The organism is Tessaracoccus terricola (assembly GCF_054776555.1).
In genome coordinates, this window is the sequence record NZ_BAAHBS010000004.1 from 51,193 (window position 1) to 77,380 (window position 26,188).

Genomic DNA, 26,188 nt, shown 5'->3' on the forward strand with positions numbered 1-26,188 from the left:
GCGCTCTCTCAACCGCCTCTCCACCACAAGGAAGTGACGTGAACACCAACCGACGCACCCGTTTGACCGCAGCCGTTTCCGGCATCGCGGCCCTGTCCCTGCTCCTCACCGCCTGCTCGGGAACCACCGACGGCGACACCGAGGAGCCCACCGACGCCAACACCACCGCCGACACGGGAGACACCGGTGACACCGGTGACAACGAGGGGCCGGCCGAGGAGATCACCCTCACCGTCACCACGTTCGGCACCATGGGTCTGGACGACCTCTACGCCCAGTACGAGGAGGCCAACCCCGGCATCAAGATCGAGGCCACCAACATCGACACCGGCGGCAACGCCCTGACCGACTGGCAGACCAAGCAGGCCGCCGGCGCGGGCCTCCCGGACGTCCAGGCCGTCGAGGAGGGCTGGCTGGCCTCCGTCATGACCGTCAGCGACTCCTTCACCGACCTGCGCGAGTACGGCGCCGAAGAGCTCTCCGGCAACTGGGTGGACTGGAAGGTGGCCCAGGCCACCGACGCCGAGGGCCGCATCATCGGCTACGGCACCGACATCGGCCCCCAGGGCCTGTGCTTCAACGGCACCCTCCTCGAGGAGGCGGGCCTCCCGTCGGACCGTGAGGGCTTCGCCGAACTCCTCGGCGGGGACGACGCCACCTGGGAGAACTTCTTCGACGTCGGCCGCCAGTACCACGAGGCCACCGGCAAGTCCTGGTACGACCAGTCCGGATTCGTCTGGAACGCCATGGTCAACCAGCTCGAGGAGGGCTACTACTCCGCCGACGGCGAGCTCAACATCGTCGACAACCAGGAGCTGAAGGACCGCTGGACGCTCCTCGCCAACGCTGCCTCCGACGGCCTGTCGGACAACCAGACCCAGTGGGACTGGGGCGGCGGCCAGGCCTTCGTCGACGGCTCCTTCGCCGTCGCCGTGTGCCCGGGCTGGATGCTGGGTGTCATCAAGGGCCAGATCGAGGCCGGCGGCGGCGACGCCTCCACCGGCTGGGACTTCGCCGACGTCTTCCCCGGCGGCCCCGCGAACTGGGGCGGCACCTTCCTGACGGTGCCCACCACCTCCGAGCACCCGGCCGAGGCCGCCGCGCTGGCCGAGTGGCTGACCGCCGCCGAGCAGCAGGCCGCAGCCTTCCAGGCCGCCGGCACCTTCCCGAGCAACCTCGAGGCGCAGCAGGACCCAGCCGTCCTGGGCGAGAGCGAGCTGACCGCCATCTTCAACGACGCACCCGTCGGTGAGATCCTCGGCTCCCGCGCCGAGGGTGTCCACGCCCAGTACAAGGGCCCGGACGACTCGGTCATCCAGGAGCAGGTCTTCGGGGCGGCCGTCAAGGAGATCGACGCCGGCGGGGCCGACCCCGAGGCCTCCTGGAACACCGCCATCGAACTGCTCGACACCATCGTCGGCTGAGCGACAACTCGAACCGTTGGTCGAGTAGCGCCCGCGAGGAACGAGCAGGCGCGTGTCGAGACCACACCTGAGGGTCCAAGGGTCTCGACACGGTCGCGGGGCGACCTACTCGACCAACGGCCACAGAAGGAATCCATGATGCACGCAACGCCAGCGCAGGCGCCGCACCAACAGCAGCTGACCTGGCGCCAGCGCCTCAGCCGCGCCGACGTCCGCTACTCGCCGTATGCCTACGTCGCACCGTTCTTCATCCTGTTCGCGGTGGTGGGCCTGTTCCCGCTCGGCTACACCTTCGTCGTCGCGCTGAACGACTGGAACCTGCTCACCGGCCCGGGTGAATGGGTCGGCTTCGCCAACTTCCAGCGTGAACTGACCGACAAGCTGTTCTGGAACTCCATCTTCAACACGTTCAGCATCTTCCTGCTCTCGGCCATCCCGCAGCTGATCGCGGCGACGGCGATCGCGGCGATCCTGGACCAGAACCTGCGCACCAAGACGTTCTGGCGGCTCTCGGTGATCGTGCCCTACGTCGTCACCCCCGTCGCCGTGACACTGATCTTCGGCAACATGTTCGGCGAGCGCTACGGCCTCATCAACAACATCCTCACCACCATCGGCATGGACCCGGTGATGTGGAAGAGCGAGACCCTCCCCAGCCACCTCGCCATCGCCGCTATGGTGAACTGGCGCTGGACCGGCTACAACGCCCTGATCCTGCTGGCCGCCATGCAGGCCGTGCCGCGGGAACTCTACGAGTCGGCCGCCATCGACGGCGCCGGCGCGGTGAAGCGGTTCTTCGCCATCACCATCCCCAGCATCCGCCCCACCATGATCTTCGTGATCATCACCGCCACCATCGGCGGCCTGCAGATCTTCACCGAACCCAAGCTGTTCGACGCCACCAGCTCCATCCCCGGCGGCCCCGGCCGCGAGTACCAGACCACGGTGCTCTACCTGTGGGACCTGGCGTTCAACCGGCAGGAGTTCGGGCGGGCATCCGCCGTCGCCTGGATCCTGTTCCTGATCATCGTGGCCATCGGGCTCATCAACTTCCAGCTCTCGCGCAGCATCGCCGGCTCCGGCCCGGCGAAGGAGAAGCGCCGTCGCAAGGAGAAGGCATGACCACCACCACAGCCCCACCGACGACGGCCGACCCCGCCCGGCGTCGCAGGCGAGGCGGCATCGGCATCGAGGCCCGCCCCCGTTGGTTCGTCTACGCGATGCTCGGCGCCCTGCTGGTCGGCAGCACCTACCCGCTGTACTGGTCGTTCGTGATGGGCAGCTCGGACAAGACCGCCCTGGTGCAGATGTTCCCGCCGCTGCTGCCCGGCAGCCAGTTCTGGGTGAACGTGTCCGAGGTGTTCGCCACGGTGCCGTTCTGGAAGTCCCTGGCCAACTCGATGATCGTGTCCTCGGTGATCACCGTCTCCGTGGTGTTCTTCTCGACGCTGGCCGGCTACGCGTTCGCCAAGCTGCGGTTCCGCGGCCGAGAGGGGCTGATGGTCTTCGTAATCGCCACGCTCGCCGTGCCCACCCAGCTGGGCATCATCCCGCTGTTCATGCTGATGAAGGAGTTCGGCTGGACCGGCACCCTCGGCGCCGTGATCATCCCCACCCTGGTGACGGCCTTCGGTGTGTTCTTCATGCGCCAGTACCTCGTCGACGTCATCCCCGACGAACTGATCGAGGCCGCCCGCGTCGACGGCGCCAGCATGATCCGCACGTTCGTCAACGTCGGTCTGCCCGCGGCCCGGCCCGCGATGGCCATCCTCGGCCTGTTCACGTTCATGACGGCCTGGACCGACTACCTGTGGCCGCTGCTCGTCGTGCCGCAGAACCCCACCCTGCAGGTGGCGCTCAGCCAGCTGCAGTCCGCCAAGTACGTAGACTACTCGATCGTCCTCGCAGGAGCGGTGCTCGCGACGCTGCCGCTGCTGCTGTTGTTCGTCGTCGCGGGAAAGCAGTTGGTCTCCGGAATCATGGCAGGAGCAGTGAAGGGTTGATGGCGACGCGTCTGGAGGACAGGTTCCCCGCGGGATTCCTGTGGGGTTCGGCCGCGGCGGCGGCCCAGATCGAGGGTGCCGCGCACGTCGACGGCAAGGAGGACTCCATCTGGGACCACTTCGCACGGCAGCCCCTCGCCGTCGCCGGGGGAGACACCCCCGAGGTGGCCGTGGACCACTACCACCGGATGCCCGCCGACGTCGCCCTGATGAAGGAGCTCGGGCTGCAGTCCTACCGCTTCTCCACCAGCTGGGCCCGCATCAAGCCCGGCGACCGCGACGTCAACCCGGTGGGCCTGGACTTCTACAGCCGTCTCGTCGACGAGCTGCTCGAGGCCGGCATCCTGCCGTGGCTGACCCTCTACCACTGGGACCTGCCGCAGGCCGTGCAGGAGCAGGGCGGCTGGGCCAACCGCGACACCGCGCACCGGTTCGCCGACTACGCCGTCGCCGTGCACGAGAAGCTGGGGGACCGGGTCCGCCACTGGACCACGTTCAACGAGCCGTTGTGCAGTTCCCTGATCGGCCACGTCGGCGGCGAGCACGCGCCCGGCCTGACCGACCCGCACGCCGGGCTCGCGGCCCTGCACCACCAGCACCTCGCCCACGGCCTGGCCACCGGGCAGTTGCGGGCGCTGGGGCAGGACTTGGAGATCGGCATCACCCTCAACCTCACCAATGCCATCCCGAACGACCCCACCGACCCGATCGACGTCGACGCCGCCCGCCGCCTCGACGGGCTGTGGAACCGGATGTACCTGGAGCCGCTGCTGCTGGGCGCCTACCCGGCCGACGTGCTGGAGGACCTGCGCGACTACGACTTCGAGCAGTACGTGCTGGAGGGGGACCTGGAGACCATCTCGGCCCCCATCGACTTCCTCGGTGTCAACCACTACCACGACGACAACTTCAGCGGTCACCCGCTGCCCGAGGGGCACCCGCCGGGCAAGGCACCCACGCCGAAGCCGGGCCGGTCCTGGTTCGTCGGGTCCGAGCACGTCACCTCTCCCACCCGCGGCCTGCCGCAGACCGCGATGGGCTGGGAGGTGAACCCTGACGGCCTGCGCGAGCTGCTGGTGCGCCTCACCCGCACCTACGACAACCTGCCGCCACTGTGGATCACGGAGAACGGCGCGGCCTACGAGGACGAGGTGGTCCACGGCCGCATCGACGACGTCGAGCGCTGGGACTACATCCGTGCGCACCTGTGGGCGGTGGCCGACGCCATCGACCAGGGCGCGGACGTGCGGGGCTACTTCGCCTGGTCCTTCATCGACAACTTCGAGTGGGCGTGGGGTTATGCGAAGCGGTTCGGGATCGTCCACGTGGACTACGAGACGCTCGAGCGCACCCCCAAGCTGAGCGCCCTGCGCTACGCCGGGCTGATCGCCGCCACCCGGGAGCCGGCTCCGGCCGGCTGATCGGATCCTCGTAGCGGTTACAGGCCCTAAGGTGAGGCGAAACGGTTTCGGAAGGTCAGGAATGTCAAGGCAGAAGGCGCCCACCCTGGAGATGGTGGCCGCGCACGCGGGGGTGTCGCGGGCCACGGTCTCACGCGTGGTCAATGGCACCCCGACGGTGGATCCGGGCGTGGTGGCGACGGTGCAGCGCTCCATCGCGGCACTGAACTACGTGCCCAACCGGGCGGCGCGCTCGCTGGCCAGCCGGCGGGCCTTCGCGATCGCGCTGGTGGTGCCGGAGAGCACGGCGCGGTTCTTCGCGGACCCGTTCTTCGGCGCGGTCGTCCAGGGTGCCGCGCTGGAGCTGGCGCCCACGGACTACACGCTCAACATGATCATCGAGTCCGAGGACCAGGTGGCCAAGACCATGCGCTACCTGCTGGGCGGCAACGTCGACGGCGCGCTGGTGGTCTCCCACCAGACCGGTGACCACTCGTGGGCGGACATCGCTGACACGCTGCCGGTGGTCTTCGGCGGCCGTCCCCTCGACGAGTTGCAGGACCGCAGCTACTTCGTCGACGTGGACAACGTCGCCGGGGCGCGCCGGGCGGTGCGCCACCTCGTCGAGCGCGGCTGTGAACGGATCGCCACCATCTCCGGGCCGCCGTCGATGCCCGGCGCCCAGGACCGCATCCGTGGCTGGGAGGAGGAGCTCGAGGCCGCCGGCCTGGAGCGTGGGCCCATCGAGCACGGCCGCTACAGCGCCGACTCCGGCCGCGAGGCCATGCAGCGCCTGCTGGCCGGTGGGGAGAGCTTCGACGGGGTGTTCATCGCCTCCGACGAGATGGCCGTGGCCGCCTACGGGCCGCTGCGTGCTGCCGGGTTGAGCATCCCCGACGACGTCGCCGTCGTGGGCTACGACGACGCCTCCTTCAGCGTCTCCGCCGAGCCACCGCTGACCACCGTCCGCCAGCCCGTGGTTGAGATGGGCGCCGAGATGGCTCGGGTGCTGGTCCGCCTGATTGAGGGGCAACCCGCGGAAAAGGTCACCATCATGGACACCGACCTGGTGGTCCGGGCCTCGGCGTGATCGCCTCTGCCTGTCAGTAAGACGGGAGGGGAGGCGCTTTCCCCGGGTTGGGTCAGAATGGGGACATGTCTCAAGACCACTCCGCAGACCGTCCAACCGTTGTACTGGCCCTCGTGCCGGAGATCCGGCGGATGGTCCTGACCGACGACGCGCTGGCACGACTCGCGGGACGCGCCCACGTCGTCGACACAGAGGGCGCAGCCTGGGACGCCGCGGAACTGCCTGCCGACGCCAGCGCCCTGGTCACCGGATGGGGCACACCGCTGGTGGGTGACGAGGTGCTGGGCCGGATGCCGGGGCTGCAGTTGTTCGCCCACACCGGCGGCAGCGTCCGGCCCGTGCTGGACGCCGACGTGTGGACGCGGGGCGTGCGCGTGACCACGTCTGCGGAGACCAACAACCAGTTCGTCGCCGAGTACGCCGGCGCGCAGGTGCTGTTGGCGCTCAAGGGTGCCCACCACGTCGTCGCGTACGGCCGCAGCCGGCACCGACTGCCGGGCCGGGTCGCCTCCCTGGGCACCCGCAGGCAGCGGGTGGGGCTGGTGTCCTACGGCTCCATCGCTCGCCGCGTGCGGGAGGAACTGCGCCGCCTCGAAGCCGAGGTGTGGGTCTGGGACCCCTACGTGACCGACGAGGACCTCGCGCGCGACGGCGTCCACCGCGCCCCGGACCTGGAGACGCTCTTCGCCTCCTGTCTCGTTGTCAGCATCCACACGCCGCTGATCCCCGGCGTGACCGAGGGACTCGTCGGCGCGGCCCAGTTGGAACTCCTGCAGCCCGGCGCCACGCTGCTCAACACCGCCCGTGGGGCCATCGTCGACGAACCTGCGCTGGTGGACCTGTTGCGACGTCGGCTCGACGTCTGTGCCGTGCTGGACGTCACCTGGCCCGAGCCACCTGAGCCGAGGTCGGCCCTGTGGGACCTGCCCAACGCCCAGGTCACCGGGCACGTGGCGGGTGCAATCGGGACCGAGGCCTTCGCACTGGGTGACAACGTCGTCGCAGAGGTCCTCAGACACTTTGACGGCGAGCCCCTCCGCTGCGAGGTCAGTGCCGACGCCGCCGCCCTGCGCGCCTGAGGGCTGACGCCAGCGCAACAGTGTTGCGGAAGGCGCCGACTGCAGCACCCAGCGCAACATTGTTGCGCACGGGTCGGATGGGACGACGGCGAGTGTGTTGCGGTAGGTGTCGAGTGCAGCACCCAGCGCAACAGTGTTGCGGAAGGGTCGGATGCGGCGAGCCACCGATCAAGCAGTCTTTCCTGATTCCTTCTGTATTCATTCCTCTTTGCGTGGGCAGGATGGCCCATGACACGAAGGAGTGAGCAATGCGTTACGAGGAACTGGCCGCCGACGTCGTGGTGGCCGGAGGCGGCCTGGCCGGGGTGTGCGCCGCCATTGCCGCGGCCAGGCAGGGGCTCGACGTGGTGCTGGTGCAGAACCGCCCGGTGCTCGGCGGGAACTCGAGCAGCGAGGTGCGGGTCTGGGTGTGCGGGGCGACGGCCACGGGCCATCAGCGCTATGCGCGGGAGACTGGGATCGTGGGTGAGTTGTACCTGGAGAATGAGTTCACCAACCCGCTGGGGAACCCGGTCTACTGGGACCTGGTCCTGCTGGAGGCGGTGAACGCGGAGCCCAACATCCGCCTCCTGCTCAACACCCACATCCACGACGTACACGTTGTGGGTCGCGCGGTGCAGGGCGTCAGTGCCCATGTCGTCGGGTCCGAGCGGGACCTGCGGATTTCCGCCGACTACTTCATCGACTGCACTGGCGACGGCTTCGTTGCAGCACGCGCCGGCGCCGATTTCATGCTCGGACGGGAGGCCAGTGGTCAGTTCGGCGAGGGCTGGGCCCCGGAGGTGGCCGACGACACCACGCTGGGCAGCACCATCCTCTTCTACACCAGGCAGGAGGCCGAGCCGGTGCCATTCGTGGCGCCATCGTTCGCGATCGACGTCACGAGTACCTCCATCCTGGAGTCCCGCATCCTGCGCACCGGCGACAACGGTGCCGCCTACTGGTGGATCGAGTGGGGCGGCGAGCTGGACATTGTTGCTGACAACGAGCGCATCCGCGACGAGCTCTGGGCCGTCATATACGGGATCTGGGACTACATCAAGAACTCCGGCAAGTTCGACGCCGATGACCTCACCCTGGAATGGGTCGGATCGGTCCCGGGCAAGCGCGAGTACCGGCGAATCCTGGGCGGCCACGTCATGACCCAGGCCGACGTGGAGACCAACCGCCGCAAGTCCGACGCCGTCGGCTTCGGCGGCTGGTCCATCGACCTGCACCCGTCGAAGGGCGTCTACGAGCCCAAGGGCGCAGCCCAGCAGATCTACCCGCCAGGGATCTACGACATCCCCTTCGGCATCCTGCACGCGCGCGGACTGGATAACCTCTTCATGGCCGGCCGCAACGTCAGCGCCTCCCACGTGGCGTTCGGCTCGCTGCGGGTGATGGCCACCTGCGGCGTCATGGGCGAGGCTGCCGGGACCGCTGCCGCCGTGTGCCTGGACACCGGGATGCTGCCATCTGAACTGGCCGCCGACGCGCGCCAGTTGCAGCACCGCCTACTGCGGGCCGACGCCGCCATCGCGGGCCTCGCGCTCCACGACCCAACCGACCTCGCCCCCAAAGCAGAGGTGACGGCCAGCAGCAGCCTGGACACCACCGTCGAGACGCCGCCGGTGGACTGGCTCCCGCTGGCGACCGACACCGCTGCGCTGTTCCCCCGGACCGCCGCGACGACGTGGGTGCGGGCCGCCGTCCGCTCCAAGTCCCCCACCAGGGTGCGCTGGAGCATCCACGCCACTCCAGACACCCTGGCTTTCACGCCGGGGGAGGTGCTGGCCGAGGGGGAGTTGGACATCGTCGAGGGCGAACAGTGGGTCCGAGTGCCGCTGCCACCGGCAGCCGACGAGCAGTACCTGGCACTGGTGCTCCACGCCAACCCGGAACTCGCCTGGGGAATCGCCGCCGAGTACCGCTTCGGGCAGCTCGCCATGCGGCTGAGGCCCGACGGCGGCGCGGCCGAGGAGATCGACGAGCACGTGGAGGCGTCGGCCCCGAACGACGTCGTCGGCTGGGACATCAAGTCCCTGAACCGCACCACACTGGCGATCGCCCACCCGGGCTCTGCCTACGCTCCGCACCGGGCGGTCTCGCCCCACCTGCGGCCCCACGCCGGGCCACAGCTCTGGAGCTCCGGGCCGATGTCGGACGGGCCGCAGTGGCTGGAACTGCGCTGGGACCGACCCGTCGACATCGATACCCTCAGCCTCGTGTTCAACGACGACGTCAACCAGTACGCCAACAACCTCCACTACAAGCGTTGGCCGTTCCGGGTGGTGCCCGAACTGGTGGCTGACTACGCCGTCGAGGTGCTGCGCGAGGGGGGCTGGGAGCGGCTCGTGGCCGTGGCGGGCAACCGTCGGCGCCATCGAACCCACGCCGTCGAGGGCCCCGGCATCACCGCCGTCCGGCTGGTTGTGGAGCGCACCAACGGAGCCTCGTGTGCACAGCTCGTGGCCATCCGCGCCTATGGGAGGGGCGCCTGATGCAGACCACACGGCTGCCCGGCAAACAGCTCAAGTTCCACGCGCTGGCAGAGTACCTGCGCCGCAGCATCGACGCCGGCACGTGGGTGGTGGGCAGCAAGCTCCCCACCGAGCGCGAACTCTCCGAAACCACCGGGAACTCGATCAACACCGTCCGGCGAGCGGTGGAGGACCTCGTTGCCGAGGGGCTGCTGGAGGTGAGGCAGGGGGCTGGCATGTTCGTGCTCCGCAGACCCCGGAGCAAGGACCGTGAGGCCTCGGTGGGCGTGCTCCTGCCGGACCTCAGGCTCTACTTCCCGAAGGTGCTCGAGGGCATCAAGGACTCGCTGGAGGCGGCCGACACCAGTTTGGTGCTGTCCACCTACAACTACGATCCGGACCATGAGTCGGAGGCGCTCGCGCAGTTGATCCGCTCGGGTGTCGATGGGTTGCTGCTGGTGCCGAGCGCGGCGCGGGGACAGGTCGCTGGAGAGCGGATCGAGATGCTGCGCCGGCTGGGGAAGCCCGTGGTGCTCATCGAACGACGCTTCGAGGAGCTCGGTTCCGGAGACCCCACCGAGTATGTCTGCTCCCACCACACGGCCGGCGCCTTCGACGCGGTCCAGCACCTGCACGGGCTGGGCCACAAGCGGATCGCGCTCTGCCTGCGGGAGCACTCCCGGACCGGGATACCCATCAGGCATGGATTCTCCGAGGCGATGCGGGTGCTCGGACTGGACGACGACGTCGTGGTCACCGCCACCTGGGACGAGTGGGGACCCGCGAAGGCCTCCGAGGTCCTGGACACGTTCCAGCAGCAGGGGGTCACCGCGGCCCTGGTCTTCGGGGACCGGGAGGCGGCCATCCTGGAGGCGGTTGCGCTGCGCCGGGGGATCGCGGTTCCCGGGGACCTGGCGCTGGTCTCCTACGACGATGAGTCGGCCGAGTCCGCGCCCATCCCCCTGACCGCCGTCGCGCCCTCGAAGTACCGGATGGGCAAGCTGGCCGCCGAGCTGCTGTTGACCCGCCTGCGGGAGGGCAACGAGGCGCCCGTGCACCAGATCTTCCTGAAGCCCCGGATCGTGATCCGGGAGTCCTGTGGAGCGCGGCCCAGTGCCTGACCAGCGGCCAACCAAAATCTTGCAGGATTCATTCTTGATACATCCTCTTTCGGTCCCATCTACTGGTCTGCACGGCCCACTTAGGGTGACGGTGATGGACCGGAAAAGTCCCGGCAGAGTTGCAGGGAGAAGGGAAACCCAAATGTTCAACAAGCGCAGGTTTGGAATGACGGGGGCCGTGCTGGCCCTCGCGGGGGCGCTGGCGCTGTCCGGCTGTGGCACCCGGTTCCAGGAGGACGCACCCGGCGATGACCCGAGCGTCCAGGAGGACGTGACCCTCACGTACTGGGCGGCCTGGAGCGAGGGCGAGCCGCAGCAGATCATCATGGACCAGGTGATCCAGGACTTCACGGCTGAGACCGGGATCGAGGTGGACGCCCAGTACATGGGCCGTCAAGTCACCCAGACCCTGATCAACTCGCTCGCGACGGGGGAGGGGCCGGACCTGTTCGACGCCGGCACCCGCAACATCCGCGACTACGACGAGCGCGGCTTCCTCGCAGACCTGGACGCCCTCCTGGACAAGGAGGTGCCGGGTGAGGGCGGCACCGTCGGAGAAACGTTTGCGGACTCGGTGATCGAGTCCTCGCGCGCCGACGGCAAGCTCGCCATCCTGCCCACCTACATCAACTCCAACGCCATCTGGTTCAACGCCGCCCGATTCCCGGAACTGCGCGACAACCCGCCGCAGAGCTGGGACGAACTGATCGCGCTGTTCGACGAGCACAAGGCCCAGGGCCTGGTGCCGGTGGGTGCGGACGGCACCGTGGCCGGCTACAACGTGTTCTGGATCTTCCAGAACCTGGTCCAGCTGGGCGGGCCGGGCACCATGCGGGCCCTGGCCGAGGATGTCGCCAACTGGGATGCCCCGGAGGTGATCGAGGCGGCCCGTCGGGTGCAGCAACTGGTGGACGGCGGCTACCTGGACGGCACCTACATGGGCAGCAAGTACCCGGATGCGCAGAACCGGTGGGCCAACGACGAGTACTCGTTCATGCTGAACGGCAGCTACATGGGCGGCGAGACCACGGACCAGCAGGCCGAGGGCTTCGAGGCAGACACCTTCCTGTTCCCCGGTGAGGACGGCAACCAGGTGATCGAGGTCACCGCCAACGGCCTGGCCGTCAGCGCGGCCACCGAGCACATGGACGCCGCACTGGACTTCCTGTCCTATGCCGCCAAGGGCGAGCACCAGGAGATGTGGGCCACCGAGGCCGGCTTCATCGGGGCCCGTTCCGACGTCGAACCTCCGTCGGCACTGGTCAGCCTGTACGCGCACGTCCAGGAGGCGGACCAGGTCACCGGTGCGCACGACCTCGCCGCCGCAACCCATCCCGAGTGGTGGAACGACATCTTCCTGCCCGCCAGCGACGCCCTGTTCAGCGGCGAGATCGACGCCGAGGCCTTCGTCGCCCGCGGCAAGGAGGAGACCGCCACGTTCCTCGGGGTCGACGGCTGAGCATGACCCAGGTCCTAGAGAGGTCCGAGGCCCCGGTGGCCGGCACCAGGCGTGCCGCCCACCGGGGCGTGGACCGCGTCCTCATCCCCTTCCTGGCGCCGGCGATCGCGCTCATGACGCTGGTGCTGGTGTTCCCATCGGCATTCACGGTCCTGCTGTCCTTGGTGGACTGGCGCGGGCCGGGCGCGCCGATGGAGTGGGTGGGCATCGACAACTACACGAGCCTCTGGACTTCTCGGGCCTTCCGTGTCTCCTTCGCCAACACGCTGGTGCTGGTGTTCCTCGGTGGCGCCGGGATCTTCGCCGCGGTGTTCCTGTCCCTCATGACGCTGCGCGGCATGCGCGGGGCAGGCTTCATCCGGTCCGTGATCTTCGTGCCCTACATCATCTCGCCCATCGCCGTCGGCGCGGCTCTTGGTTTCCTGCTGAACCCGCGCGGCGGCGTCAACACGCTGCTTGAAACCGTGGGCCTGGAGGGGCTCCAGCGGGCGTGGTTGGCGCCGGACATGATCTTCCAGATGATCGTCATCGGGCTGGTCTGGAGCGTCAGCGGCTTCTACATCGCGATCGTGGCCACCGGAACGGACCAGATCCCGCCCTACCTGTACGAGGAGGCGGAGCTGGCCGGGGCCTCCCGCTGGAAGCAGTTCTGGCTGATCACCGTCCCGCTGTCGTGGGAGTCGGTGAGCGTGGCCGCCACGCTGTGGATCATCTCCGGGATGAAGACCTTCGAGATCGTGATCGCTTTCGTCGGCTCCCAGAGCTCCCCGCCGCTGCAGGCCCGCACCGCGGCCGTGCAGCAGTACCTGGCAACCACCGGCGGTCCCGAGGGCATCCCGCAGCTCGGCCGCGCCGCCGCCGTCGGGATCGCCATCTTCGCCGTCACCACCGTGCTCGTCCTGCTGCTGCAGCGGCTGATGCGTCGGGAGAGGATCGAACTGTCATGACGGCCACCATCCCCGTTCAGGCCATCGGCGACGACGTCGCCCCCACGCCGAGGCGGCCGCGGCGCCGAACCGCGCGGACCGGCTCATTCACGATGCCTGGCCCCATCCGGATCCTGTTGTGGATCTGGGTGGTGTTCAACCTGTTCATGGCCATCTGGGTGGGGCTCAACTCGCTCAAGACGGACCGGGAGATCTTCGGCGCCCCCTTCGGGCTGCCCGCCTCCCCGCAGTGGCACAACTTCGTCACCGCCTGGTCCTACTCAGGCTTCGGCGGGGCCGCGCTGAACTCGGTGGTCATCGTCGCCGTGTCCGCGGTACTGACCATCGCGATCGCGGCGCCGGCGGCTTATGTGATCAGCCGGAGCGCGCGCCGACTCGCGGGCTGGGCCAAGACCTACGTGGCGCTGTGTGTGGCTCTCCCCGTGCAGACCATCCTCGTGCCGTTGTTCATCGCACGCACCGAGGTGCGCACCTTCGCCATCGAGTACCTGTTCGGCTGGTGGGACGACCGGATCACCCTGGTGTTCATCTACATCGCCACCTCGCTGCCGTTCAGCGTGTTCCTGCTGACCGCTGCGTTCGCGTCACTGCCGAAGTCCTTGAACGAGGCGGCCGAGATGGACGGCGCCGGCCCCATGGACACCTTCGTGCGGATCATGGTGCCGGTGGCGTGGCCGGCCATCAAGTCCGCGCTCGTGCTGAACGCGCTGAACATGTGGAACGAGACGCTGCTGGTGCTGGTGCTGATCCCCTCGCCGTCGGAGCAGACCCTGCCGGCAGCGCTGCTCAGGCTGTACGGGACCATGCAGTACAACTCCAACTGGGGCGGCCTGTTCGCAGGGATCGTCATCCTCATCTACCCGGTGCTGGTCCTGTACCTGTGGGTTGGACGCCGGATCATGGAGGGGCTCACCAGTGGTGCCACCAAGTAGCTCTGGACCCAACGGGCATGCTCCCTTGGTGTTGCTCGCCGTCGAACCCGAACTGGCTGAACAGATCTTCCGCCAGGAGGACCTGCAGGCCATGTCCCGCGTGGCGGACCTGGTCCCGGTGACTCGACCCGCTGCGCTGGCATCGTTGCCGGACCACCTCCTCTCCCGGGCGGTGGTGGTGGTCACGGGCTGGGGCACCCAGCAGTTGGACAGCGCCCTTGCCGAGCGGATGCCGAACCTGCGTGCTCTGGTCCACACTGGTGGCAGCGTCCGCAAGGTGGTCACCCCGGAGGTCCTCGCGCGCGGTCTGCTGGTCTCCACCCAGGCTGACACCAATGCCGAGCCAGTCGCCGACTACACCCACGCCATGGTGACCCTCAGCCTCAAGGGCGTGTTCCGCTCCGCTGAGGAGTACCGGCGCGAACGTGACCGGATCGACGTCTACTCCCGATACCGGGTTGCGGCATCCCACGTGCCGACGGTGGGGGTCATCGGTGCATCCCGAATCGGCCGGGAGGTGATCTCGCGCCTGCGCTCCGAGCGGGTCCGGATCCTGCTGTACGACCCGTACTGCCACGACGCGGAGCAGTTGGGTGCCACGGCCGTCGGGCTGCCGGAACTGTTCGCGAGCAGCGACGTCGTGACGCTGCATGCGCCCGGGGTCGAGGAGACGCGGGGCATGGTCACTGCCGAACTGCTGGCCCTGATGCCCAACGGCGCCACCCTGGTGAACACTGCTCGGGGCTCCGTGGTGGACGGCGCTGCGCTCGAGGCCGAGCTGGTCAGCGGGCGGATCCGCGCCATCCTCGACGTCACCGAGCCCCTCGTGCCCGATGCCGAGTCACCGCTCTGGAGTCTGCCCAACGTCCTCCTGACCCCACACATGGCCGGTGCCGTCGGTGCCGAACTGGTGGGGCTGGGGAAGGGCGCCACCGCTGAGGTGCTGCGCAACCTTGCCGGTGAACCGATGCATCATCTTGTGGACGTGGAACAGTACGCCCGCTCGGCCTGAAGGTGCGCGACGGTGGCCGGATGCAGCTTGGCTCGCCCAGGAATCTAATGGAACTTCTGGAGAAAACGGTCAACCTGGTGGAGTGATTCCCGCGGTCAGCCATGAGGCCAGGGTGCGGATGAGCGCTCGGTGACCCTCGGAGGCGTATGAACGCTCGTCGTGGCCGAGGGCGTCGACGGCGATCCGGGAGTTCCGGTACTCCCGCACCCAAGCGGCAGGTTCGGGCCCGCCGGCGCCGTCGAAGTGTGCGACGACGTGGCTGTGGCCGATGCGCTGGAGGCTGAGATAGCGCTCGTCCTCGACGTCGAAATCTGCCACGGGGGTGCCGTCAGGCAGTGCGGCTCCGGTGATGCGCGTGGTGTCCAGTGGCGGATGCCACGACTGGCCCGGCACCCACATCCCGCCGAGCGCGGCGGCCCAGTCCGGGTAGTCGCGCAGGGAGGCAAGCGCGCAGTGCATCGCCAGGACGCCGATGCCGCGTTCGAGAGCCTTCGAGAACCGTCGCGGCCCGGCTGCGTCGGCGGGCAGGCGCTCGGCGGAATCGCGCCACGGGTCTGCGGCATTGACCACCAGCAGGTCCACGCCATCGATGCGGGTCATGGCTTGGTCCACGTCGTCGTCGATCTCAACCTCGAAGCCAGTGTCGCGCAGGATCTCAGCGAGCAGCGGTGAGGTCCTGGGGAAAGGGTGCCATGGGTCCGCATAGCGTCCTGATCCGCTGGCGATGAGCGCTCGCATGGGTGCCTTCCGGTTGGACGTCGGGTGTGTGGCAGTCTAGTCATGACAAGGAGGTTCGATGCGGACAAGGCAGTTGCGCACGGGGCTGACGCTCACGGAGTTGGGGCTGGGTGCCTCACAGATGGGCAACCTGGGCAGGGAGGTCACCGACGACGATGCGGCGCAGGTGTTCCAAACTGCCTGGGACGGCGGGATCCGCTACTTCGACACCGCTCCCCACTACGGGCTGGGACTTTCGGAGCGGCGGCTGGGTCGGCTGCTCGCCGGGGTGCCGCGCGAGGAGTTCGTGCTGTCCAGCAAGGTGGGCCGCCTGCTGGAACCCAACCCGGACCCGAAGGGCAGCGACACCGAGGGATTCGCCGTCCCGGATATGCTGCGCCGCCGCTGGGACTTCAGCCGCGACGGGGTGCTGCGCTCCATCGAGGCGAGCCTCGACCGGCTCGGCGTGGACCGGCTGGACGTGGTCTACCTGCATGATCCCGATGACCACTGGGAACAGGCCTCCGGATCTGGTGTTCCAGCGTTGGTCGAACTCCGGGAACAGGGCGTGATCAACGCCGTCGGCGTGGGGATGAACGACTCGACGATGCTGGCCGAGTTCGTCCGGCGCACTGACGTCGACCTGGTGATGTGCGCCAACCGGTACACCCTGCTGGAGCAGCCGGCAGCGGACGACCTGCTGCCACTGGCCCTGGCCAAGGGTGTGGGTGTCGTCATCGCTGGCGTGTTCAACTCCGGGCTGCTGGCCAGGCCGCGCCCGCCCGTCGACGCCCAGTACGACTACCGGCCAGCGCCGCCAGAGCTGTTGGCGCGAGCCAACCAGTTGGCCGACGTTTGTGAAGCCCATGGTGTGAACCTGCCGACGGCTGCGCTCAACTTTCCGCTCCGGCACCCGGCTGTGGTGAGCGTGATGATCGGGGTTCGCAGCGCTGCCCAGGCGACGGCCGCTCTGGATGGCCACGCCACCGAAGTGCCGGAAGATCTCTGGCGCGAACTGTCGGCCCAAGGGTTCATCGCACTGGAGGACACGTGACCATCGTCGACGCCCACCTGCACGTCTGGGACACGCGGCTGTTGCGTTATCCCTGGCTGGATGACGAGCCCAGGTTGGGTTCGCCCTACCTGCCGGGAGATGTCGAGGCCGGCGTGGTGGACAAGCAGGTCTTCGTGCAGGCCGACTGCGCTGACGGACTCGTGGAGGCTCGCTGGGTGCAGTCACTCGCGCCCGACTGGCCCGGGCTGCACGGCATCGTCGCCCATGCGCCAGTGGAGTCCGGCCAACTGGGTGCGGTTCTCGATCAGCTCGAGGAACTGCCCCTGCTGGTGGGGGTGCGGCGGCTGCTGCAGGACGAGCCGTTGGAGTTCCTGGAGTCGGCCGAGCTCGTGGCCGGGCTGCGAGTGTTGGCCGGGCGTGGGATGCCGTTTGACGCCTGCATCCGCCACCACCAGATGGCTGCCCTGGTCCGGATCGCAAGAGCGGTGCCGGAACTGCTCATCGTGCTCGACCACCTCGGCAAACCACCTGTGGCCGCTGGTTACGGCAGTCCCGCCAGTGAGGAGTGGGTCAGGAACCTGCAGGCGCTGGCGGCGCTGCCCAACGTGTACGCCAAGTTGTCCGGGCTGGCGCCCGAAGCAGATCCGGGCCGTGCCCTTGCTGGGCAGGTGGTGCCGTTCCTTGACGTCGTCCTGGAGACCTTCGGGCCCGAGCGGCTGCTGGTAGGCAGTGACTTCCCCGTCTCGGCGGACACCACTCATGGTCTGGGTTACCGGCAGTGGTTCGACCTGGTCTCGGCCAAACTGGCCGACGGTGAGCGTGAGCAGGTGATGGGCGCGACGGCGTTGGCGGTGTACCGACTCCGCGGTTGAGCCGTGGCTGCGCACTGGGTCCCACTGGGCAGCGAGCTCGGCCATCTCGGCCGGCAGCGGGGTCTTGTTGTCGCCGTACTGTCAGACCTCGATGACAGTGTGGGTTCATGCATTCCACAGCGCAGCTCCGGCACCAGGGACAACAGTTCCCGGCCACGCTGTGGACCACAGAACGACAGGCCCACCTGCGCGACAAGCCCGACCAGCTCTGCGAACTCCGCGAGCTGCTCGGTCAGGTCAAGTCCCAGATCGAAGGCCTCGAACTGGACATCCTCACCGACGCCAACTCCACCACCAACCCAGACCGCATCGCCGACACCCACATCTACTCACCAGCAGCCAAGCCGCACCAGCAGCGGCACTCACGCCATCCCTGACTTCCTACCAGCACGACGGCGGTGACCTGCCCACCGCGGATGCCCGCCTCGCTGATGCTCTGGTGCTGTTGTCCCACACCGCCGCGAACACCGGGCAGCTTCCCGCCCAGGGCGGCGATCGGCCCACGTGATCGTCACGGTCGACCACGAAACCCTGGTCAACGGACTCGGTCAGGCGACGCTGCCCGACGACACCCGCTCTCGGCAGGTGATGCCCGTCGGCTGGCGTGTGATGCAGGCATCATCCCGGCCGTGCTGGGTGGCGAGTCCGAGCCGTTGGACATCGGTCGTGAGCAGCGGTTCTTCACCAAATCCCAGCGCACCGCCCTGACCATTCGTGACGGTGGCTGTGTCTTTCCCGGCTGCAACACCACTCCACCGCCTGCCACGTGCACCTCAGGGGAACTGGGAAGGTGACGCAGCGGTCAGCTGTCTTCCGGCTCGGCGATACCGTGCAGCCGGGCGTGAAGGCTCCGGACCTCCGCGCTCAGGTCAGCGTCCGGACCCGCCACCAGCGCGCCGGGAGCGACCGACGTCACGGGCAATGGCGCGACAGGCCCCGCAGGGATCTTCCACTCCCGGTGCCACTCAGCTAGCTGCTCACTGCTTGACGCGTAGACGATTCGTCCCAGACCAACCCAGGCGTGGGCCGCTGCGCACATCGGGCAGTGCTCACCAGACGTGTACACCGTCGCCTCGGCCCGTTCCTTCGGGGACAGGTTGGCGGCCGCCCAGCGCGCTATCGCGAACTCGGGATGCTGCGTGTGGTCCCCGCCGGCGACCCGGTTGCGGTCAGCGAATCGCTCCTGCCCGTCTCTGTCCACCAGAACCGAACCGAACGGCTCATCGCCGGCCTCGAGGGCTTCGCGTGCCAGCTCAATGCATCGACGCAGGTGGTCGCGATCCACTGCTTTGAGGGTTGAGGGATGTGCCATGGGAACGCTCCAATCTGTCGAGGGCGAGGAAGGCGGGTCGCTCCTGTTCGTTGGACTCCATCATGGAGCGGTTCCCGCAGAAAGGCCACGGCCCCGGTCAAGCAGTGACCGGGGCCGTGTCTCTTGAAGGGGAAATGGGACGTCTCAGGGGCGGGCGGGGATGCCCTTGTCGGTGCGGAAGTTGCGCCAGACGTTCTCGAAGAAGTCGTCGTCGCTGGGGATGGGGCGGACGTCGCGCCAGCTGAAGGTCGGTTCGCCGGCGCCGTCCCAGTCCACCTCCTGCGTGACGCCGTCGAGCGCGCCGGCGTCGAGGACGAAGCGGAACTCCTCGGGTAGGCCGAGGTCCTGGTCCGGCCAGGGCAGGTCGCCGTCCGGATCGGTGTAGAGCACCGACCCGCGGGAGTTGCCGCCGTGGTCCAGGTAGTCCTTCATCGCGTGCAGGTAGACGTACTGGCTGGTCAGGATGTCGTGGATCTGGAACAGTCGGTTGACGCTGCGACGCGAGGAGTCGTCGACGACGATGGTCTCGGCGTAGGACTCCAGCCAGTTGGTGACCTGGTCCAGGGCCTCCAGCACGGACGCGCGCGAGCGGACCAGGCCGGCGTTGCGGCTCATCAGTTCGGTGACCTCGGTGATCAGGGCGCCGGTGTTGTCCTCGGCGCCGCCGTTGAACCTGGCGACGGCGTCGGCCAGCAGGCCGGAGGCCCGTTCGAGGAGGCGTCCGGCGACGGCGTCGAAACCGTCGGCGGAGGGAGCCTCGGCGCGGTGTGCGGCGATGTACTGCGCCGCCCGGGTGGAACCCACCTGCCCGGAGTTCAGGGCCGCCCCGCCGGGACGGTAGACGCCGTGGGCGCCGGCTGCCTCGCCCACCGGGAACAGGCCGTCGATGACCGAGGAGTGCCACCAGTCGTCGACGGCGATGCCGCCGTTGTTGTGCTGGGCGCACACTGCGATCTCAAGCATGTCCTTGGTCAGGTCCACGCCCGGGTTGCGGCCCAGGTAGAACTGGTAGGACGGCTCGTTCATGTGCCGCAGCCGCTCGATGGGCGTGGTGCCCGCCAGGTCCGCGACGCCCGCGCGCTCCAGGTACTCGCGGGCCTGGTCGTCGAGGGCCGCGGGGTCCAGGGCCCCGGCGGGGTTGCTGCGGAAGTCCAGGAAGACCCGGCGGCCGCGCATCACGGTCTCGCGGTACACGAGGAGGTCGACCAGGCTGGAGCCGTCCCGGGCCTTGCGGATGTCGAAGGGCCACTGGTAGCCCTTCAGGAACACGAGGCTGGCCAGCTGGTTGGGGTCGGTGACGACGTCGGAGAGGAACTCGCGCTCGTCGTTGCCATCGGCGTCGGTGGAGACGAACCGCGGCACCACTTGCATGTAGGTGCCGGACACGTTCCAGCGGGGCTTGATGGAAGCCAGGCCGAACTGCCACTCGGTCAGGTTGTGGCCGCGGGCGCCGTTGCGCAGCGCGGCACCGGCGGCGCCCCACTGCCCGTGCGGGAACACGGAGTCGGAGTACATGCCGGCGGGGCCGCCTGTGGCCATGACGACGTTGGTGGCGCGCACCACCAGGAACCGTGAGGTCTCCTTGGCGAGCTGCTCCTTCAGGGTGCCGGTGGGCTCGGGCGCGGGCTCCTCACCCACGTTGGTCTCGACCACCTCCTCCTCGGCGGCCGGGTTCCGCACGGCTCCGACGTCGGTGCGCAGGAACAGTGCGCCGCGGACCTCGCCGTCGGCCACGAGCACGTCCACGAGGCGGCAGTTGCCCAGTACCGGGATGCCCAGCTGGCGGACCTTGGCCTCCAGCGACTCCACCATCGACTTGCTGGTGAACGGGCCGACGGAGGTGGCGCGCTGGCGGGGGTCGTGGTCGGTCTTGTAGCCGACGAACTCACCGGAGTGGTTGGCCGGGAACGGGACCCCGGCCTCCACCAGGTGGTAGAAGGAGCGGGCGCTCAGGGCGGCCTCGGCCAGGGCGTTGTCCCCGTCCATGGAGCCGCCGCTGAACAGGGTCTCGGCCATGGAACGCACCGAGTCCTGCTCGCTGCCGGACAGCGTCAGCTTGTAGTAGGTCTGCTTGTCGGAGCCGGCGTTGCGGGAGGCGCCGGCGCGGATCTTGTCCGCGGCCATCACGACGTCGGGGGCGCCGAAGCCGGCCAGCCGCACCGCCGCGTTGTAGCCGGCAGAGCCGGTGCCGATCACGAGGCTGGTGGTGGTGACGACGGGAACCTGCTCGTCGCCGAGGCTGATGTGGTCCAGGTGGGTCATGGCAGAGTCCTCAGAGTCGGGGGAGGTGCATGCCGCCGTCGACGTTGATCACGTCGCCGGTGCTGTAGGGCATGGCGCCGGAGGCCAGTGCCGCGACGGCGCCCCCGACGTCGGACGGCTTGCCCCAGCGCGGCATGGGGGAGATGCCCTGCTCGAACAGTGCGTTGTACTTGTCCTGCACGCCGGCGGTCATGTCCGTGGCGACGATGCCGGGACGCACCTCGTAGGCGAGGATCCCCTCGGGTGCCAGGCGCGCCGCCCACAGGCGGGTGGCCATGGACACGCCGGCCTTGGAGATGCAGTACTCGCCGCGGTTGACCGAGACGGTGGTGGCGGAGATGGACGAGACGTTCACGATGATGCCGCGCGGCGCGTCCTCGAGCTGCTCCTGGGTGAGCATCTGGTTGGCGACGGCCTGGGTGAGGAAGTAGGGGCCGCGAAGGTTGATGCCCATCACGCGGTCGTAGCTCTCGGGGGTGGCCTCGAGGATGTCGAGCCGCTCGGTGGGGCCGACGCCGGCGTTGTTGACCAGCACGTCGATGCGGCCGAAGCGCGCCACGATGTCGGCGACGAGCGCGGCGTGGGAGTCGACGTCGTCGACGGTGCCGCGGAAGTAGGCGGCCTGCTCGGGCCCGCCGAGGGACTCGATCAGCCCCTCGGGCTCCTCACGGGTGGCGACGACGGCGACGCGGACACCCTGGGCGACGAGGGACTGGGAGATGCCGAGGCCGATGCCCCGACTGCCTCCGGTGACGATGGCTACACGGTTCATGCCCCCATTCTGACCGCCTCCCCAGCTTTTGGCAAGCGCTTTCCCGACGGTGCTGGTGGGGGTCGGGGGAAATCGACGGTATTCCCCTTGCGAATCCACGCGGCGCGTGTCAAGATGTTGGAAAGCGTTTACCCTGAGTCGGGTACGAGACCGAAGGAATCCAAGTGACGACCACCAACACCAACTCTTCCGGAGTCCGCGAGATCGGCATCATCATGAATGGTGTCTCGGGTCGGATGGGCTACCGCCAGCACCTGGTGCGCTCCATCCTCGCCATCCGCGACGAGGGTGGCATCGAACTCTCCGACGGCTCGAAGGTCACAGTCCGGCCGCTGCTGGTGGGCCGCACCGAGTCCAAGCTCACCGAGATCGCGCAGCGCCACGGCATCGAGGACTGGACCACGGACCTCGACGCCGCGCTCGCGGACCCCCGCTGGGAGATCTACGCCGACTTCCTCGTCACCAAGGCTCGCTCGGCCGCCCTGCGCAAGGCCATCGCCGCCGGCAAGACCATCTACACCGAGAAGCCCACCGCCGAGTCCGTGGAGGAGGCCCTCGAACTGGCGCGCCTCGCCGCCGCCGCGGGCGTGAAGACCGGTGTGGTGCACGACAAGCTCTACCTCCCCGGCCTGCAGAAGCTGAAGCGCCTCGTGGACTCCGGCTTCTTCGGCCGCATCCTGTCCGTGCGCGGCGAGTTCGGCTACTGGGTCTTCGAGGGCGACTGGCAGCCCGCGCAGCGCCCCAGCTGGAACTACCGCGTCGAGGACGGCGGCGGCATCATCGTCGACATGTTCCCGCACTGGAACTACGTGCTGGAGAACCTCTTCGGTGAGGTCAAGAGCGTCTACACCCAGGCCTCCATCCACATCCCGGACCGCTGGGACGAGCAGGGCGAGCACTACGACACCACCGCCGAGGACGCCGCCTACGGCATCTTCGAGCTCGACGGCGGCGTGGTCGCCCAGATCAACTCCAGCTGGACCGTGCGCGTGAACCGCGACGAGCTGGTGGAGTTCCAAGTCGACGGCACCCACGGCTCCGCCGTCGTCGGCCTGTTCGGCGCCAAGATCCAGCACCGCAACGCCACCCCGAAGCCCGTGTGGAACCCGGACCTGGCCGACGAGCACGACTACGACGCCGATTGGGCCGAGGTCCCCACCAACGAGGTCTTCGCCAACGGCTTCCGGCAGCAGTGGGAGGAGTTCCTGGACTCCTACGTCCAGGGCACGGACTACCCGTTCGACCTGCTCGCCGGTGCGCGCGGCGTCCAGCTCGCCGCCGCCGGCCTGCAGTCCGCCGGCGAGGGTCGCAAGGTGGAACTGCCGAAGCTGAGCCTGGAGGGCTGACGTGAGCGACGTCGACCCGCGCCTGTCCATCAACCAGGCCACCATCAAGCACGCCGATCTCGCCACCGCCCTCCGCGTCACCGCGGAGGCCGGGGTGGGGGCCATCGGCCTGTGGCGCGAGCCCGTCGCCGAGGTGGGTCTGGCGGAGGCCGCCCGCATGCTGAATGACTCCGGCCTGCGGTTCTCCTCCCACTGCCGCGGCGGGTTCTTCACCCTCCCCGAGGGGCCGGAGCGCCGCGCCTCCATCGACAACAACCGCGCCGCCATCGAGGAGACCGCCACCCTGGCCGCCGCAGGCGCCCCCGGCTCCACGCCGGTGCTGGTGCTGGTCTCCGGCGGGCTGCCGGAGGGCTCCCGTGACCTGATCGGGGCCCGCGAGCGCGTCCGCGACGCCATCGGTGAACTCGCCCCGGAGGCCAAGGCCGCCGGCGTCGAACTCGCCATCGAGCCGCTGCACCCCATGTACGCGTCGGACCGCTGCGTCGTCTCGACGCTGGGCCAGGCCCTGGATATCGCGGCGGACTTCGAGCCCGGCGTCGTCGGTGCCGCCGTGGACACCTTCCACATCTGGTGGGACCCCGACGTCGTCGCCCAGGTGGAGCGCGCGGGCCGCGAGCGCCGCATCTCCACCTACCAGGTGTGCGACTGGGCCACACCGCTGCCGGCCGATGTCCTCCTCGGGCGCCACTACCCGGGAGACGGCGTGATCGACTTCGGTCCCATCACCCGCGCCGTCGTCGCCTCCGGCTACGACCGCGACATCGAGGTGGAGATCTTCAACGAGCAGATCTGGGCCACCGACCCGCTCGAGGCCGTCCGACGCACCGCCGCCGGTTTCGCCTCTGCGGTCTCACCCCACCTCACCGCCTAGAATCCCTTGCCATGGCGAAGACCCGAAGCACCAACGGCCGCACCCCCACGCCGACCCTGAACGACGTGGCGGAGCGGGCCGGGGTGTCCCTGGCCACGGCCTCGCGTGCGCTGAACGGTTCCAGCCGCAAGGTGGCCGACTCCTACCGGCAGCGCGTCGAGGCCGCTGCCGCGGAGCTCGGCTACACCGCGAACCTCTCGGCGCAGGCGACGGCGCGCGGCACTTCGGCGATCATCGGCCTGTTGGTGGCCGACATCGCCGACCCGTACTTCGGGGAACTGGCCTCCGGCGTCGCCCGCGGCGCCGACGAGGCCGGGCTGATCGTCAACATCGCCGTCACCGAGCGGGACTCGGACCGTGAGGTGCGGCTGGTCCGAGCCCTGCGCGGGCAGCGCCCCAAGGGCCTGATCCTCGCCGCGTCCCGCATGACGCCCGGGATCGAGCCCGAGCTCCGCCGTGAGCTCGAGCTGGTCTCGGCCGTCGGCGGCCGCGCCGTCGCCATGGGCGTCGAGGACGAGGACGTCCGTGGTGTGATCATCGACAACCGCGGCGGTGCCGAGGCACTCGCCCGGGCGCTCGTCGAGCGCGGCTACCGGCGTGCCGTCGTGCTCGCCGCAGCCGAGGGCATGGTCACCTCCGACTCCAGGCTCGAGGGCTTCCGCACCGGCTTCACCGCCGCCGGCGGCGAGGAGCCCAAGATCTACCGCGGCGCGTTCAGCCGCGAGGGCGGCATCGAGATGATGCACCGCGCCCTGGCCGACGGCATCGAGCCGGGCACCGTCGTGTTCGGGATCAGCGACGTCATGGCCATCGGCGCCATGAACGCCATCCGCGACGCCGGGCGCGGGGTGGGCGAGGACATCGCCCTCGCCGGCTTCGACGACATCCCCACCGGCCGCGACGTCACCCCGCCGCTGACCACCGTGCGCATCCCCCTCGAGGAGGCGGGATACCAGGCGTTCCGCGCCGCCGTCGATGAGGACTGGGACCGCCGCGACGGCGAACTCCAACTCGACGTCCTCCTGCGTGCCAGCACCCCCTGACCCCACTCAGTTTCTCTGAGGTGCGACTACCCCCAGTTGCCCTGAGGCGCGGGCGCCAGCGAGCCTCGAAGGGCATCTGACCAGCCCTTCGAGGCTCAGGCCAGGAACCTGGCGGCAGCTGCGAGGGCCTCGTCCAGAGGGACTGCCGTCGGCTCCCAGAACCGCTCCCACTCGAGGGAGATCGGTCCGGCGTAGCCCAGCGCGTCGAGTTGCTCCAGGAAGCTGCCGCCAGGAATGACGCCCTCTCCCTGCGGGGTGGGGAACGGGGCTGCCGCCGAGGGGACGTCCTTGATCTGCACGTAGCCGCGCCCCTGGGTGATGTGGCGGCCCAGGTGCACGGCTGTGGCGGAGAGCTCCTCGCCCACGCGCCAAGGATGGAGCACGTCCCAGATGGCGCCGACGGGGTGGCCCGGGGCGACGGTGTCCAGCCGGGTCAGGATGCGGGCCAGGTCCTCGCCGCGAGCGTGCGAGTCGTGGGTCTCCAGCAGCGGGGAGACCCCGAGCCGGGAGGCCTCGTCGATGACGGCGAGCAACCGTCGCACGCCGCGCTCGTCGGCGACGTCGGTGGGCTCGGCCAGCGTTGGTGCCTCGTCGAAGGGGGCCCGGTCGGCCAGCGGGGCGCCGGGGAAGACGCGCACGAACGGTGCTCCCAGGTCGGCTGCCAGCTGCAGTTCGGCGGAGAGTGCGGCGAGGGCCGGCTGGTCCTCGCCTTCGGCCATCAGCCGGACGCCACTGGCGACGCTCAGCACCTCGATACCGGCGTCGGTGAAGCGCCGGCGGACCGCGGCCCGCTCGGCAGCGCTCGAAGCCGTGCTCACGAAGGCTCCCTCGGCGGAGCGGATCTCGACGGCGCGCACGCCGTGGCGCTGCATGGTGGCGACGGTGGCGGGCAGGTCCTCGTCCATCACCCCCAGTGTTGAGGCGGCGAACAGTCTGCGACTGGGCTGGGTCATGCGTCTCTCCTGGGCTCGCGGAACCGGGTTCACCGGCCACGATACAGGAAAGCGTTTACCATCGGCTGTGGAGGGATTCCGGCCATGGTTGCAGTG

The 26,188-nt window shown here is 69.0% G+C and carries 23 protein-coding genes; 18 read left to right on the plus strand and 5 right to left on the minus strand.

Going from position 1 to position 26,188, the window contains the following annotated elements:
* Nucleotides 1-38: 38 nt before the first annotated feature.
* The 12 genes from ACYU7G_RS05970 to ACYU7G_RS06025 all read left to right on the plus strand — a co-directional run bounded on the left by ACYU7G_RS05970 (nt 39) and on the right by ACYU7G_RS06025 (nt 14,929).
* Complete coding sequence (locus ACYU7G_RS05970) at nt 39-1,424, plus strand: ABC transporter substrate-binding protein (protein ID WP_461105795.1); 1,386 nt, start codon at nt 39-41, stop codon at nt 1,422-1,424.
* Between the two features lie 138 nt (nt 1,425-1,562).
* Nucleotides 1,563-2,546, plus strand: coding sequence for a carbohydrate ABC transporter permease (locus tag ACYU7G_RS05975; protein ID WP_461105797.1), 984 nt, complete (start codon nt 1,563-1,565; stop codon nt 2,544-2,546).
* Complete coding sequence (locus ACYU7G_RS05980) at nt 2,543-3,427, plus strand: carbohydrate ABC transporter permease (RefSeq protein WP_461105799.1); 885 nt, start codon at nt 2,543-2,545, stop codon at nt 3,425-3,427. The genes ACYU7G_RS05975 and ACYU7G_RS05980 overlap by 4 nt, the downstream gene beginning before the upstream one ends.
* The gene (locus tag ACYU7G_RS05985; RefSeq protein ID WP_461105801.1) at nt 3,427-4,848 is read left to right on the plus strand and encodes a GH1 family beta-glucosidase; all 1,422 of its coding nucleotides are present in this window, start codon (nt 3,427-3,429) and stop codon (nt 4,846-4,848) included. The genes ACYU7G_RS05980 and ACYU7G_RS05985 overlap by 1 nt, the downstream gene beginning before the upstream one ends.
* A gap of 61 nt (nt 4,849-4,909) precedes the next feature.
* Nucleotides 4,910-5,917 carry a LacI family DNA-binding transcriptional regulator gene (locus ACYU7G_RS05990; RefSeq protein ID WP_461105803.1) on the plus strand — a complete coding sequence of 336 codons (1,008 nt, stop codon included), beginning with the start codon at nt 4,910-4,912 and terminating at the stop codon, nt 5,915-5,917.
* Between the two features lie 65 nt (nt 5,918-5,982).
* Entirely contained in the window at nt 5,983-6,996 is a 1,014-nt protein-coding gene (locus ACYU7G_RS05995; RefSeq protein ID WP_461105805.1) for a hydroxyacid dehydrogenase, read from the plus strand.
* Nucleotides 6,997-7,244: 248 nt separating this feature from the next.
* The gene (locus ACYU7G_RS06000) at nt 7,245-9,479 is read left to right on the plus strand and encodes an FAD-dependent oxidoreductase (RefSeq protein WP_461105807.1); all 2,235 of its coding nucleotides are present in this window, start codon (nt 7,245-7,247) and stop codon (nt 9,477-9,479) included.
* Nucleotides 9,479-10,579 carry a GntR family transcriptional regulator gene (locus tag ACYU7G_RS06005; protein WP_461105809.1) on the plus strand — a complete coding sequence of 367 codons (1,101 nt, stop codon included), beginning with the start codon at nt 9,479-9,481 and terminating at the stop codon, nt 10,577-10,579. The genes ACYU7G_RS06000 and ACYU7G_RS06005 overlap by 1 nt, the downstream gene beginning before the upstream one ends.
* Nucleotides 10,580-10,721: 142 nt before the next feature.
* Nucleotides 10,722-12,038, plus strand: a complete 1,317-nt coding sequence (locus ACYU7G_RS06010) for an ABC transporter substrate-binding protein (protein ID WP_461105811.1) — start codon at nt 10,722-10,724, stop codon at nt 12,036-12,038.
* A 2-nt stretch (nt 12,039-12,040) separates the two neighbouring features.
* Nucleotides 12,041-12,985, plus strand: coding sequence for a carbohydrate ABC transporter permease (locus ACYU7G_RS06015; protein WP_461105813.1), 945 nt, complete (start codon nt 12,041-12,043; stop codon nt 12,983-12,985).
* On the plus strand, nt 12,982-13,917 hold the full coding sequence (locus ACYU7G_RS06020) for a carbohydrate ABC transporter permease (RefSeq protein WP_461105815.1): 936 nt from the start codon (nt 12,982-12,984) through the stop codon (nt 13,915-13,917). The genes ACYU7G_RS06015 and ACYU7G_RS06020 overlap by 4 nt, the downstream gene beginning before the upstream one ends.
* A 28-nt stretch (nt 13,918-13,945) precedes the next feature.
* Nucleotides 13,946-14,929 carry a hydroxyacid dehydrogenase gene (locus tag ACYU7G_RS06025; RefSeq protein WP_461105817.1) on the plus strand — a complete coding sequence of 328 codons (984 nt, stop codon included), beginning with the start codon at nt 13,946-13,948 and terminating at the stop codon, nt 14,927-14,929.
* Nucleotides 14,930-14,998: 69 nt separating this feature from the next.
* On the opposite strand, the gene ACYU7G_RS06030 is transcribed toward ACYU7G_RS06025, so the two are convergent.
* Nucleotides 14,999-15,667: a ThuA domain-containing protein gene (locus ACYU7G_RS06030; RefSeq protein WP_461105819.1), complete on the minus strand. Its 669-nt coding sequence runs from the start codon at nt 15,665-15,667 to the stop codon at nt 14,999-15,001.
* 58 nt (nt 15,668-15,725) lie between these two features.
* Here ACYU7G_RS06030 and ACYU7G_RS06035 point away from each other — a divergent pair, with 58 nt between their 5' ends.
* From ACYU7G_RS06035 to ACYU7G_RS06045, 3 genes are all read left to right on the plus strand, one after another.
* Entirely contained in the window at nt 15,726-16,700 is a 975-nt protein-coding gene (locus ACYU7G_RS06035; protein ID WP_461105821.1) for an aldo/keto reductase, read from the plus strand.
* Nucleotides 16,697-17,533, plus strand: coding sequence for an amidohydrolase family protein (locus ACYU7G_RS06040; protein ID WP_461105823.1), 837 nt, complete (start codon nt 16,697-16,699; stop codon nt 17,531-17,533). Before ACYU7G_RS06035 ends, ACYU7G_RS06040 begins: the two co-directional genes overlap by 4 nt.
* Before the next feature lie 107 nt (nt 17,534-17,640).
* A complete protein-coding gene (locus tag ACYU7G_RS06045) occupies nt 17,641-17,910 on the plus strand; it encodes a hypothetical protein (protein ID WP_461105825.1) in 270 nt (89 codons plus the stop codon).
* Between the two features lie 425 nt (nt 17,911-18,335).
* Here ACYU7G_RS06045 and ACYU7G_RS06050 read toward each other — a convergent pair whose 3' ends face one another.
* From ACYU7G_RS06050 to ACYU7G_RS06060, 3 genes are all read right to left on the minus strand, one after another.
* Nucleotides 18,336-18,818 (minus strand): nucleoside deaminase, encoded by a 483-nt coding sequence (locus tag ACYU7G_RS06050; protein ID WP_461105827.1) that lies wholly within the window; start codon nt 18,816-18,818, stop codon nt 18,336-18,338.
* Between the two features lie 171 nt (nt 18,819-18,989).
* The gene (locus ACYU7G_RS06055; RefSeq protein ID WP_461105829.1) at nt 18,990-21,107 is read right to left on the minus strand and encodes an FAD-binding protein; all 2,118 of its coding nucleotides are present in this window, start codon (nt 21,105-21,107) and stop codon (nt 18,990-18,992) included.
* 10 nt (nt 21,108-21,117) lie between these two features.
* Nucleotides 21,118-21,879: a 3-ketoacyl-ACP reductase gene (locus ACYU7G_RS06060; RefSeq protein ID WP_461105831.1), complete on the minus strand. Its 762-nt coding sequence runs from the start codon at nt 21,877-21,879 to the stop codon at nt 21,118-21,120.
* 164 nt (nt 21,880-22,043) lie between these two features.
* Here ACYU7G_RS06060 and ACYU7G_RS06065 point away from each other — a divergent pair, with 164 nt between their 5' ends.
* Genes ACYU7G_RS06065 through ACYU7G_RS06075 form a run of 3 tightly spaced genes read left to right on the plus strand, consistent with a single transcriptional unit; the run spans nt 22,044 to nt 25,139 of the window.
* On the plus strand, nt 22,044-23,225 hold the full coding sequence (locus tag ACYU7G_RS06065; protein WP_461105833.1) for a Gfo/Idh/MocA family protein: 1,182 nt from the start codon (nt 22,044-22,046) through the stop codon (nt 23,223-23,225).
* A gap of 1 nt (nt 23,226) precedes the next feature.
* Nucleotides 23,227-24,096, plus strand: coding sequence for a sugar phosphate isomerase/epimerase family protein (locus tag ACYU7G_RS06070; protein WP_461105835.1), 870 nt, complete (start codon nt 23,227-23,229; stop codon nt 24,094-24,096).
* An 11-nt stretch (nt 24,097-24,107) separates the two neighbouring features.
* Entirely contained in the window at nt 24,108-25,139 is a 1,032-nt protein-coding gene (locus ACYU7G_RS06075) for a LacI family DNA-binding transcriptional regulator (protein ID WP_461105837.1), read from the plus strand.
* 95 nt (nt 25,140-25,234) lie between these two features.
* On the opposite strand, the gene ACYU7G_RS06080 is transcribed toward ACYU7G_RS06075, so the two are convergent.
* Nucleotides 25,235-26,092, minus strand: coding sequence for a sugar phosphate isomerase/epimerase family protein (locus ACYU7G_RS06080; RefSeq protein ID WP_461105839.1), 858 nt, complete (start codon nt 26,090-26,092; stop codon nt 25,235-25,237).
* Nucleotides 26,093-26,188: the final 96 nt, after the last annotated feature.

Bases quoted from the DNA above. Each gene is read 5' to 3' on its own strand.
- ACYU7G_RS06000 (WP_461105807.1), top strand. From the start codon at position 7,245: ATGCGTTACGAGGAACTGGCCGCCGACGTCGTGGTGGCCGGAGGCGGC.
- ACYU7G_RS06005 (WP_461105809.1), top strand. From the start codon at position 9,479: ATGCAGACCACACGGCTGCCCGGCAAACAGCTCAAGTTCCACGCGCTG.
- ACYU7G_RS06075 (WP_461105837.1), top strand. From the start codon at position 24,108: ATGGCGAAGACCCGAAGCACCAACGGCCGCACCCCCACGCCGACCCTG.
- ACYU7G_RS06045 (WP_461105825.1), top strand. From the start codon at position 17,641: ATGCATTCCACAGCGCAGCTCCGGCACCAGGGACAACAGTTCCCGGCC.
- ACYU7G_RS06060 (WP_461105831.1), bottom strand. From the start codon at position 21,879: ATGAACCGTGTAGCCATCGTCACCGGAGGCAGTCGGGGCATCGGCCTC.
- ACYU7G_RS06055 (WP_461105829.1), bottom strand. From the start codon at position 21,107: ATGACCCACCTGGACCACATCAGCCTCGGCGACGAGCAGGTTCCCGTC.
- ACYU7G_RS06010 (WP_461105811.1), top strand. From the start codon at position 10,722: ATGTTCAACAAGCGCAGGTTTGGAATGACGGGGGCCGTGCTGGCCCTC.
- ACYU7G_RS05995 (WP_461105805.1), top strand. From the start codon at position 5,983: ATGTCTCAAGACCACTCCGCAGACCGTCCAACCGTTGTACTGGCCCTC.
- ACYU7G_RS06080 (WP_461105839.1), bottom strand. From the start codon at position 26,092: ATGACCCAGCCCAGTCGCAGACTGTTCGCCGCCTCAACACTGGGGGTG.
- ACYU7G_RS05975 (WP_461105797.1), top strand. From the start codon at position 1,563: ATGCACGCAACGCCAGCGCAGGCGCCGCACCAACAGCAGCTGACCTGG.
- ACYU7G_RS05985 (WP_461105801.1), top strand. From the start codon at position 3,427: ATGGCGACGCGTCTGGAGGACAGGTTCCCCGCGGGATTCCTGTGGGGT.
- ACYU7G_RS06015 (WP_461105813.1), top strand. From the start codon at position 12,041: ATGACCCAGGTCCTAGAGAGGTCCGAGGCCCCGGTGGCCGGCACCAGG.
- ACYU7G_RS06020 (WP_461105815.1), top strand. From the start codon at position 12,982: ATGACGGCCACCATCCCCGTTCAGGCCATCGGCGACGACGTCGCCCCC.
- ACYU7G_RS05980 (WP_461105799.1), top strand. From the start codon at position 2,543: ATGACCACCACCACAGCCCCACCGACGACGGCCGACCCCGCCCGGCGT.
- ACYU7G_RS05990 (WP_461105803.1), top strand. From the start codon at position 4,910: ATGTCAAGGCAGAAGGCGCCCACCCTGGAGATGGTGGCCGCGCACGCG.
- ACYU7G_RS06030 (WP_461105819.1), bottom strand. From the start codon at position 15,667: ATGCGAGCGCTCATCGCCAGCGGATCAGGACGCTATGCGGACCCATGG.
- ACYU7G_RS06035 (WP_461105821.1), top strand. From the start codon at position 15,726: ATGCGGACAAGGCAGTTGCGCACGGGGCTGACGCTCACGGAGTTGGGG.